Annotated in this window: 10 protein-coding genes and 1 riboswitch; of the genes, 6 read left to right on the top strand and 4 right to left on the bottom strand. The window is 42.3% G+C overall.

The features are described 5' to 3' along the window. Positions 1 to 22: 22 nt before the first annotated feature. Positions 23 to 817: a prolyl oligopeptidase family serine peptidase gene (locus tag MKY18_RS13725; protein ID WP_065098654.1), complete on the top strand. Its 795-nt coding sequence runs from the start codon at positions 23 to 25 to the stop codon at positions 815 to 817. A gap of 39 nt (positions 818 to 856) precedes the next feature. After that, the gene (locus tag MKY18_RS13720) at positions 857 to 1,099 is read left to right on the top strand and encodes a DUF2584 domain-containing protein (RefSeq protein ID WP_044142154.1); all 243 of its coding nucleotides are present in this window, start codon (positions 857 to 859) and stop codon (positions 1,097 to 1,099) included. 45 nt (positions 1,100 to 1,144) lie between these two features. Here MKY18_RS13720 and pckA read toward each other — a convergent pair whose 3' ends face one another. Next, positions 1,145 to 2,731: a phosphoenolpyruvate carboxykinase (ATP) gene (gene pckA, locus MKY18_RS13715; RefSeq protein WP_012010978.1), complete on the bottom strand. Its 1,587-nt coding sequence runs from the start codon at positions 2,729 to 2,731 to the stop codon at positions 1,145 to 1,147. Positions 2,732 to 2,958: 227 nt separating this feature from the next. After that, positions 2,959 to 3,092: riboswitch (SAM riboswitch) on the top strand. 195 nt (positions 3,093 to 3,287) lie between these two features. Between pckA and metK the strand changes: the two genes are divergently transcribed. Further along, positions 3,288 to 4,490, top strand: coding sequence for a methionine adenosyltransferase (gene metK / locus MKY18_RS13710; RefSeq protein ID WP_106066859.1), 1,203 nt, complete (start codon positions 3,288 to 3,290; stop codon positions 4,488 to 4,490). Between the two features lie 148 nt (positions 4,491 to 4,638). Continuing rightward, a complete protein-coding gene (asnB, locus tag MKY18_RS13705; protein ID WP_044142155.1) occupies positions 4,639 to 6,537 on the top strand; it encodes an asparagine synthase (glutamine-hydrolyzing) in 1,899 nt (632 codons plus the stop codon). Between the two features lie 344 nt (positions 6,538 to 6,881). On the opposite strand, the gene MKY18_RS13700 is transcribed toward asnB, so the two are convergent. Beyond that, positions 6,882 to 7,397, bottom strand: coding sequence for a gamma carbonic anhydrase family protein (locus tag MKY18_RS13700; RefSeq protein WP_012010975.1), 516 nt, complete (start codon positions 7,395 to 7,397; stop codon positions 6,882 to 6,884). A gap of 45 nt (positions 7,398 to 7,442) precedes the next feature. Between MKY18_RS13700 and MKY18_RS13695 the strand changes: the two genes are divergently transcribed. Together MKY18_RS13695 and MKY18_RS13690 are read left to right on the top strand one after the other, a co-directional pair. After that, entirely contained in the window at positions 7,443 to 8,222 is a 780-nt protein-coding gene (locus MKY18_RS13695) for an alpha/beta hydrolase (protein ID WP_065098653.1), read from the top strand. Positions 8,223 to 8,253: 31 nt separating this feature from the next. Continuing rightward, complete coding sequence (locus MKY18_RS13690; protein WP_065098652.1) at positions 8,254 to 9,333, top strand: tetraprenyl-beta-curcumene synthase family protein; 1,080 nt, start codon at positions 8,254 to 8,256, stop codon at positions 9,331 to 9,333. Positions 9,334 to 9,348: 15 nt separating this feature from the next. On the opposite strand, the gene MKY18_RS13685 is transcribed toward MKY18_RS13690, so the two are convergent. Both MKY18_RS13685 and MKY18_RS13680 read right to left on the bottom strand, forming a co-directional pair. Next, entirely contained in the window at positions 9,349 to 9,930 is a 582-nt protein-coding gene (locus tag MKY18_RS13685) for a class I SAM-dependent methyltransferase (protein ID WP_065098651.1), read from the bottom strand. Beyond that, a complete protein-coding gene (locus MKY18_RS13680) occupies positions 9,927 to 10,892 on the bottom strand; it encodes a TIGR01212 family radical SAM protein (RefSeq protein WP_012010971.1) in 966 nt (321 codons plus the stop codon). Before MKY18_RS13680 ends, MKY18_RS13685 begins: the two co-directional genes overlap by 4 nt. Positions 10,893 to 10,902: the final 10 nt, after the last annotated feature.

Raw genomic sequence — 10,902 nt, 5'->3', positions numbered from 1 at the left:
AGATGAAAAGGAGAGAAATCAAGTGATTGTGGAAAAAAGAAGGTTTCCGTCCCCCCATCCGCATATTCACTTATTTACAGTGACCTATGAGGCAGATGGACTTCGGATCAAAGGGTTGCTCGCTGAACCAGCCGGAGAAGATCTCTATGATGGCTTTTTGTATTTAAGAGGCGGCATAAAAAATGTGGGGATGGTCAGACCAGGCCGGATTGTGCAATTTGCCGCGCAGGGATTTGTTGTATTTGCGCCCTTTTACAGAGGAAATCAGGGAGGCGAAGGAAACGAAGACTTTGCCGGAGAGGACCGGAAAGATGCTTTTGCTGCCTTTCAATTGTTAAAGCATCATAAAAAGGTGAAGCAGGATCGTATTCATATCTTTGGTTTTTCGCGCGGAGGCATTATGGGCATTTGGACCGCTGTTGAAATGAAACAGGAGGCCGCTTCCTTTGTGACATGGGGAGGCGTCAGTGATATGAAGCTCACCTATGAAGAGCGTGTGGATATGAGAAGGATGATGAAACGTGTGATTGGCGGTCCCCCGCACAAGGTGCCAGAGGCCTATGAGGATAGAACGCCTTTAAATGATGTGGATAAAATTGAAGCGCCTGTTCTCATCATCCACGGAGAAGAGGATCAGAATGTATCCATTGAGCATGCGTATTTATTAGAAAATGCGCTGCGTCAGCACGGAAAGTCAGTGGAGACTTGGTATTTCCATGGATACAACCATTATTTTCCGCCGCAGCATAATCGGGAAATTGTCAGAAGGCTGACGACGTGGATGCACAGCCGGAAAAGCGGAAATGTGGTAAAATAAGCAGTATAACGAAATTTAGAAAGTAGGGGGATTTTCAATATGGGAATGCCTGTTGAATTTAATACAATGATTGTCACGAAGGGAAAAGAGACAAGAATTGAAGAGAATGTATTTGAACTCATGAAGGAAGGGTACCGCATTTATCCATTAAATATTCCGCTTGAGGTGCGTAAAACGAAAGACGGAGAAAAAACAGGGACAGCACTCGTTGAAAAGCTAGAGCTTACAGACAATGTGACAAAGGTGACTTACCGTCTCGTATCATTACATTCAACGAACTAACAAAAAAAGCTGAGGGAATGATTCCCCTCAGCTTTTGTCATTTGATTATACGAGTGGTCCGCCTTTGGCTTCAATGTCACTTGCTGCATGGCTGAATTTTTGGAAGTTCTTTTTAAATTCATTGGCAAGGAAGTGTGCTTTTTCTTGATAAGCCTCTTGGTCATCCCATGTTTTAGATGGTTGAAGCACTTCATCTGGTACGCCAGGAATATGAAGCGGGATGTGTAATCCAAAGATGTCATCAGTGATCATTTCGGCGTTGTCGAGGTCGCCTTCGATCGCTGCTTGCACCATTGCTCTTGTATGCGCTAGGTTCATACGTTTGCCTGTACCATAACCTCCGCCAGTCCAGCCTGTATTCACAAGGAATACTTTTGCGCCGTGCTCATCAATTTTCTTGCCAAGCATTTCAGCATAGACGTGAGCTGGAAGCGGCAAGAATGGTGAACCAAAGCAAGTAGAGAATGTCGTTTCTGGTGATGTGACACCGCGCTCAGTTCCTGCTAATTTACTTGTGTAACCGCTCAAGAAATGGTACATCGCCTGTTCTTTTGTTAAACGGCTGATTGGAGGTAAAACGCCAAATGCATCAGCTGTTAAGAAGACAATGGCAGATGGGTGTCCTGCGATACTTGGCTTCACGATGTTATCAATCATTTCGATTGGGTAAGCAGCTCGTGTGTTTTCAGTGAAGAACGTATCATCATAATCTGCTTCACGTGTTTCTTCATCAAGCACAACATTTTCAAGAACTGATCCAAAGCTGATGGCTTTGTAGATTTGCGGCTCTTTTTCTTCGCTTAAGTTCACACATTTCGCATAGCATCCGCCCTCAATATTGAAGACTCCTGAGCCAGACCAGCCGTGTTCATCGTCACCGATCAGCTTGCGGCTTGCACTTGCAGAAAGCGTCGTTTTCCCAGTACCTGAAAGGCCGAAGAATAGTGCGACATCGCCTTCTTGACCGACGTTTGCTGAGCAGTGCATGGATAAAATATCTTGCTCAGGAAGCAGGTAGTTCATGACAGAGAAGATGGACTTTTTCATCTCTCCTGCATACTCTGTTCCACCGATCAGAATGGTGCGTTTTTCAAAAGAAACGATAATAAACGTTTCAGAGTTTGTGCCATCTGTTTCAGGATCTGCTTTAAAATGCGGTGCAGATAAGATGGTGAATGGTTTTTCGTTTGAAGAAGGTGTTGATCCGTCAGGTCTGATGAATAGTTGCTTTGCAAAGAGATTGTGCCATGCAAATTCGTTTACCACTGTAATTGGCATACGGTATCTTTCATCTGCGCCGGCAAATCCTTCAAAGACGAATAGTTCATCACGTTCTTTTAAGTATGACACAACCTTTGTATATAAACGGTCAAATGCTTCTTTAGAAATCGGCTGGTTGACTTGACCCCAATCAATTTTATGTTCAGAGCTTTCTTCTTTCACGATAAATTTATCTTTAGGCGAACGTCCTGTGTAGGCACCCGTTGTAGCACGGACAGCTCCTGTTGATGTTAAAACGCCTTCATCACGTGCCAAAATCTTTTCAACAAGTTTCGGAACAGATAAATTTTGGTGCGTATTTTCTAATGAGAGCAATGACTGCAAATCTTCTTTTAAATCCACTGAGTTCATAAAAAAACCCTTCCTTTACCGTTGAATTTGTTTTGTTTCGATTAGTATAACACATTCATAACAATAGTCTATACTATTTAAATATTTTTGTGTGTGTTTTTTCATTTCTGCTATGAAAATATGCTTTTTGGTGATGCTCATATTGTGGTGAAAAAAAGGGAAGATAATTCTGATGAAGCATTGACATGACGCAAGTGTTTAAGATAAGATATCTTATTGAACGGATACTCTTATCCCGAGTTGGTGGAGGGACAGGCCCGATGAAGCCCAGCAACCGGTTTCTTATGAAAAGGCATGAATATGCTGAGAAACCAAGGTGCTAACCTGATGCAAGGTACAAGAACACCTTGAGCGATAAGAGTGAAAGGCATGCGATCCCAGACCCTTTCCTCGCAATGAAGGAAATGGTTTTTTTATTTTTGGGACATCATATGAACAAATTGCCAATAACATCTCTAATAGAAACGTTTTCAAATATAAGAGGGAACGAGTTCCGTATCATATTGGAGGCCTCATCTTGGGATGATGTGGTCTTGTACAGGAGGAAATAGCCATTATGAGTCAAAATCGTCGTTTATTTACTTCAGAATCAGTGACAGAAGGACATCCGGATAAAATCTGTGATCAAATTTCAGACAGCATTTTGGATGAAATTTTAAAGAAAGATCCAAATGCACGTGTTGCCTGTGAAACTTCTGTTACAACGGGTCTCGTATTAGTAAGCGGAGAAATTACAACGTCTACTTATGTCGATATTCCAAAGACGGTGCGTGACACGATTAAGGAAATTGGCTACACGCGTGCGAAATATGGTTTTGATGCGGAAACATGTGCAGTGCTCACATCTATTGATGAACAGTCTGCTGATATTGCGCAAGGTGTAGACAAAGCGCTTGAAGCACGTGAAGGCACAATGACTGAAGAAGAACTTGATGCGATCGGTGCAGGTGACCAAGGATTGATGTTTGGTTTTGCCAACAACGAAACCGAAGAACTTATGCCGCTGCCGATTTCACTAGCGCATAAATTATCTCTCCGTTTAACTGAAGTTCGCAAGGATCAAACACTTTCTTATCTACGTCCAGATGGAAAAACACAAGTAACAGTAGAATATGATGATCAAAATAAACCTGTTCGTATTGATACAGTGGTTATTTCTACGCAGCATGCACCAGAAGTGACGCTTGAACAAATTCAAAGCGACTTAAAAGAGCATGTCATCAGCCCTGTCGTTCCAAGTGAACTGATTGATGAACAGACAAAATACTTTATTAACCCAACTGGCCGTTTCGTGATCGGTGGACCTCAAGGGGATGCTGGTTTAACTGGACGTAAAATCATCGTTGATACGTATGGCGGATACGCTCGTCATGGCGGCGGTGCTTTCTCTGGGAAGGACGCAACAAAGGTTGACCGTTCAGCGGCATACGCTGCTCGTTACGTAGCGAAAAACATTGTAGCTGCCGGCCTTGCAGATTCTTGTGAAGTACAACTTGCTTATGCAATTGGTGTTGCACAGCCTGTATCGATTTCAATTGATACTTTCGGAACAGGAAAAGCTTCTGAAGAAAAATTAATTGAAGTGGTTCGTGCGAACTTCGATCTTCGTCCAGCTGGCATTATTAAAATGCTTGACCTGCGTCGTCCGATCTACAAACAAACAGCTGCATACGGACATTTCGGCCGTCATGATTTAGATCTTCCGTGGGAAAAAACGGATAAAGCCGATACACTTCGCAAGGAAGCATTAGGACAATAACAACATATAAAACCGCTTATTTTAAGCGGTTTTCCTTTTGATTAAAAAAAATTCTACAATAAGCGAAAAAATGTGAAACAAAATCGGACAAATAACTGTCTAATTATAGGTCTACTTTTAAGAAATAACATAACGTGGAGGCAATAATATGTGTGGGTTTGTTGGTGTGTTTAATCACCGTCCATTGTCCGAAACTACTGAGCAGGAAGAGTTAATTAAACAAATGAATCGTCTCATCGTTCACCGTGGTCCGGATGATGAGGGTTACTTTCATGATGAGCATGTAGGATTTGGATTTAGACGTTTAAGTATTATAGATGTTGAGCACGGAAAGCAGCCGCTTTCTTATGAAGATGAAAAGTATTGGATTATTTTTAACGGGGAAATTTATAACTATGTGGAGCTGAAGGAAGAGCTTGTGAAAAAGGGCTATACGTTCAGCACAGATTCTGATACGGAAGTACTGCTTGCCACATACCGTCATTATAAAGAAGAAGCGGCTTCTAAGCTTCGCGGCATGTTTGCATTTTTAATTTGGGATAAAGAAGCGCAGCAATTATATGGCGCAAGAGATCCTTTTGGTATCAAACCGCTTTATTTTACACAAATGGATGAGCAAGTGTATTTTGCGTCTGAGCGCAAAAGCTTGATGGCTGTGAACGAGAACATTTTATTTGATGAGACTTCATTGCAGCAGTACATGTCGTTCCAATTCGTTCCTGAGCCAAATACGCTTGATCAAAAGGTGCATAAAGTTGAGCCTGGTCATCAGTTTATTTTACGCCCAGGACAGGAGATCGAATTTAAGACATACTGGAAAGTTCAATTCAAGCCTGAGCAAACACAAGAACAGAAGTTAATCGAAGAAGTACGTGATGCGATCTATGATTCTGTGAAAGTTCACATGAGAAGTGATGTACCTGTTGGTTCATTCCTCTCAGGTGGTATTGATTCTTCCTTCATCGTGTCTGTCGCAAAGGAATTACACCCTGAACTGAAGACATTCTCTGTTGGCTTCCAGCAAGATGGCTTTAGTGAAGTCGATGTCGCGAAGGAAACAGCTGATAAGCTAGGCTTACAAAACTTCAGCGCCGTCATTTCTCCAGAGGAATATATGAACGAGCTTCCGAAGATTGTCTGGCATTTAGACGATCCTTTAGCTGATCCGGCGGCGATTCCATTGTATTTCGTGGCAAAAGAAGCGAAGAAACAAGTGACGGTTGTTCTTTCAGGTGAAGGAGCGGACGAGCTGTTCGGTGGATATAATATTTACCGTGAGCCTATTTCTCTTAAACCATTTGAATCTGTACCATCTATGCTGAAAAAGCTTCTTCTTCGTCTGGCTCGTTTAATGCCAGAAGGAATGAAAGGGAAGAGCTTTATCGTTCGCGGCTGTACGCCATTAGAGGAACGTTATATCGGTAATGCGAAAATCTTTGAAGAGCCAGTGAAGAAAAACCTCTTAAAGCATTATGATCCAAGCATCACGTATCGTGACGTAACGAAGACATACTTTGAGGAAAGCGCAGGCTACAGTGATATTAACAAAATGCAATATGTTGATATCCATACGTGGATGCGCGGAGACATCTTATTGAAAGCAGACAAGATGACGATGGCGAATTCTCTTGAGCTTCGTGTTCCATTCCTTGATAAGGTCGTTTTTGAAGCGGCTTCTAAAATTCCAGAAGAGCTGAAAACAAAAGATGGCACAACGAAATATTTATTGCGTAAAGCAGCAGAAGGCATTGTGCCTGACCATGTGTTAAACCGTAAAAAGCTTGGTTTCCCTGTGCCAATTCGTCATTGGTTGAAAAATGAGATGAATGCTTGGGCAAAAGACATCATCAAAAACAGTCAAACAGATGAATACATTAACAAAGAGTATGTGCTTGATTTATTAAATGAGCATTGTGCTGGTAAAGCAGATCATAGCCGTAAGATTTGGACCGTCCTTATCTTTATGATTTGGCACAGCATTTATGTGGAGCGCAGCATTGATCCAGAGCAGTTGAATCATCAACCGAAAGAAGTTATCTTTAGTTAATGAAAAAAGGTTTTCAGCACAAAGCTGAAAACCTCAGCGTGTAGACAAACCCTCGCATTCGGTGTCAGTCCTGCGTGCTGGTGCTCACGAATGTCAAATTCGCTCCGCGCCAGTACTCGTCCTTTCTAGACTGCAAAGGTTTTCTATCACGCAGAAAAGAAGACAAAGGGCTAAAATAAAAGTCATTTTAGCCCTTTGTCAACAATCTGAGGTTTTCAGCACAAAGCTGAAAACCTTTTTTGTTATGATAGAAAGCGGCGGAAAAGGGTAAAATAACAAGCGGTTCATAGTTATTGCTTAATATCCTGAAAAAAACATGATAAAGTGAAGATACGCGTATGATGTTAACGGGATATAAGGGAACGATAGTATTGTCCTTTTTCTACATATTCTCTACGGATTCTGTCCATGTCTTGGATATCTTCATCTGTTAACTGCCGGACGACCTTGGCTGGACGGCCGAAAGCGAGTGATCCTTTTGGAATGACCTTTCCTTGAGGGACAAGACTACCTGCACCGATAAAGGCACCTTCGCCAATTTCTGCACCATCGAGAATGATAGACCCCATACCAATGAGGGCATTTTTTCGAATGATTGAGCTATGTAATGTGACTTGGTGTCCAATGGTAGCACCATCTTCTATAAGAAGTGTTTTTCCAGGACTTTGATGCAGACAGGATAAATCTTGAATATTGACGTTTTTTCCAATTCTCACAGGAGCGACATCGCCTCTGATGACGGTTTGGAACCACACGCTCGAATATTCTCCAATCGTGACATCTCCAGTAATGGTGGCGTTATCTGCAACAAAGACCGATTCATGAATCTCAGGTGTAAACTGATGATATGGATAAATCACTTTTTCGACTTCCTTTCTTAATACAACATTTGTGAGGTGTTTACTTTGTGGACTTGGCATGCTGAAAGACCAGTTGGTACAATTGTGATTGTACATGGTGCGAGTGAATATCACGGCCGATATAAATGGGTGATCGAAATGTGGCGAAATGCCGGCTATCACGTCGTCATGGGTGACCTCCCTGGGCAAGGGACATCGACACGTGCGCGCGGCCACATTCGTTCGTTTCAAGAATACATTGATACAGTAGATGAATGGATCGAACATGCGAAATCATTCAGACTTCCTACTTTTTTACTTGGACACAGTATGGGCGGACTCATTTCAATTGAGTGGGTCAAGCAGTATACCCATACGAAGATTGATGGCCTTATTTTATCATCACCTTGTTTAGGTCTGCAATTTAAACCGAAGAAGCTAATGGATTTTGCATCAAAAGGTCTAAATGTGCTCGCACCGTCCTTTAAAGTCGAGTCAGGGCTGTCGATTGAACTAGCCACACGAAATCAGGCTGTGATTGAGGCAGACTCAAATGATTCCCTTTACGTAACAAAGGTGTCGGTTCGCTGGTACCGAGAGCTGATCAAAAATATTGATGCAGCCATGCAGCCTACGAATGTCTTTAAATCGATTCCGCTCCTTTTAATGCAGGCGGGCGATGATAAAATCGTCGATAAAACGAGGGTGATCAAATGGTTCAATGGCATTGAATCAACCAATAAATCATATCGTGAATGGGAAGAGCTGTATCACGAAATTTTTAATGAACCGGAAAGAGAAGATGTGTTTAAGGCAGCAAGAGCCTTTACAGATCAATATATTTGATGGTGAGCTTTTAAGTTAGGGGTGGATTGATTTGTCAGTACCAGAGCGTCCTTTTGCACTGATGACAAAGGTGTATAAAGATATTTTTCCGCTTGTTCATCAGGAGCTAAAAAAGTGGCGAGCTCATGCAGAAATGATTGAAAATGAAGAACTGCGAACGCAGGCATTAGCAAGCATATCGAGTAAAACCTTTCACTGCGAAGGCGGAGGTATTTTATCTCTTCTAGCAGGTGAGGCGAAAGAAACGTGTATTGAATTCATTGTGGCGTATCAAACCATCAGTGATTACTTAGATAACCTATGTGACCGCAGTACGTCGCTTGATCCAAAAGATTTTCATATGCTGCATCAAGCAATGAGAGATGCGCTTGATATTCATGCTGAGCTCAAGCCGTATTATCAATTCCGTGATGAGCAAGAGGATCATGGGTATTTACATGCGCTTGTCCGCACATGTCAAGACGTGCTGTCACGCCTTGAGCATTATTCGATTATTCAGCCGTATTTACACACGCTGTGTGATTATTATAGTGATTTACAAGTACATAAACACGTGGTCCCTCATGAACGTGTGCCTCGACTAGAGTCATGGTTCCGCCAATATGAAAAGGATTTGCCTAAGATGGAATGGTATGAATTTTCAGCTTGTGCAGGATCAACGTTAGGGATTTTCTGTCTTGTGGCGTACGCGCTGCAGCCGGACTTTACAGAAAAGCAGGCGAAGCAAATTTACGAAAGCTATTTCCCTTATATTCAAGGTCTGCACATTTTACTTGATTATCTAATTGACCAAGAAGAGGACCGGCTTGGAGGAGATCTGAACTTTTGCTCCTACTATGCCTCTCATCATGAGATGATGGATAGACTTCAGCATTTTATTGAAAAAGCGGATGAACAGCTGAAAGGCATTCCGCACGAAAACTTTCACAAATTAATTAACAGAGGATTATTGGCAGTCTATTTGTCCGATGAAAAAGTAACAGCCCAAAAAGAGATGAATAAGCTGGCAAAACGGCTGATCAAATCAAGCGGGAAAACATCGTTCTTTTTCTATATCAACGGAAGAGCTTACCGGACCTATCAGAAAATGCCTTGGATGAAATCCTCATAAAAAAGCTCAAATCCATTAGGATTTGAGCTTTAGCTTTTTTTCAATGGCGACCACAAAAGGCGGGTCGTTTTGAATATTCATGTATTGATATGATAAAACTTGTACCTCTTCATGAGGAAGTGATCTGCAATAGTCGAGAAGCACTTCTTTTTCTCTTTTCCCTTCTGGGTGTCCATGATAAATCACAAGGACGATCAGACCTCCGGGTTTAAGCCAGTCGAGGAGCTGCTCAATGGCTTCAATGGTTGTATCGGCATGAGTAGTGACGGCTTTATCGCCTCCGGGCAAGTACCCAAGGTTAAACACCGCACCAGAGATATGTGCATATACATCTCTTGGCAAGTGTTGAGCCAGTTTTTCATGACCATCGTGAATCAGATGAACATATGGATATCCCTCGCCAAGCCTTTGGCGCGTCTGCTGTATGGCTTCTTCTTGTACGTCGAATGCGAAAACTTGTCCATCATGACCTACAAGATCAGCTAAATAGAGTGTATCGTGGCCATTTCCCATCGTTGCATCAATGACGATGTCGCCTTTTTGACAAGCCCGTTCTAACAGCTCTTTACTAAAAGGGAGCATGCGTTTCAAGATCATTTTGCTGCTTCTTCCAATCTGACGAAACGTTTGCCTTGGTAGCTGTTACGTCTTTCAAGCTCAGCATTAATGGCATTTAATACTTCCCACTTATTTACACTCCACATTGGACCGACCATTAATTCAATCGGGCCATCGCCTGTAATACGATGAATAATCATTTCTGGCGGCAGGATCTCCAGCTGATCACAAACAAGCTGGACATATTCTTCCTGGCTTAGAAACTCCAATTTGCCTTTTTCATATTGCTTGACCATTGGGGTTCCTTTTAAAAGGTGAAGCAAATGAATTTTAATTCCTTGCACATCTAAATCAGCAACAGCTTTTGCTGTCTCCATCATCATGTCCCGGTTTTCAAGAGGCAAGCCGTTGATGATATGCGAGCAGACACGAATGCCGTGTTTTCGCAGTTTTTCTACACCTTCTACGTAGCATTCATAATCATGGGCACGGTTAATGAGCATCGCTGTCCGTTCATGAACCGTTTGAAGACCAAGCTCTACCCAGAGATAAGTGCGCTCATTTAATTCAGCTAAATACTCCACCACGTCATCTGGCAGGCAGTCAGGTCTTGTCGCAATAGATAAACCAACCACACCATCCAAATTCATCACGGTTTCAAATTTTTCCTTTAAAACAGGAAGCGGGGCGTGTGTGTTTGTATACGCCTGAAAATACGCCATATATTTTCCGTCTTTCCATTTTGTATGCATCCGGTCTTTGATTTCGTTAAATTGAGTGACGAGATCATCCGCCCGGTTTCCTGCAAAGTCACCAGATCCTGCGGCACTGCAAAATGTACAGCCTCCGTGGGCTACAGTACCATCACGGTTTGGGCAGTCAAAGCCGCCATCTAATGCCACTTTAAATACTTTATGACCAAAGTGCTCTCGCAAATGATAGTTCCATGTGTGATAGCGTTTTTCGCTGTTTGAATATAAAAAAGGGTTATGCTGATCCAAGTCAGTAACC

It is taken from the genome of Bacillus sp. FSL R7-0672 (genome assembly GCF_038601465.1).
Taxonomy (GTDB): domain Bacteria; phylum Bacillota; class Bacilli; order Bacillales; family Bacillaceae; genus Bacillus; species Bacillus pumilus.
The sequence above is the reverse complement of the archived record's forward strand: the minus strand, read 5'-3'. Positions and strand labels throughout refer to the sequence as shown.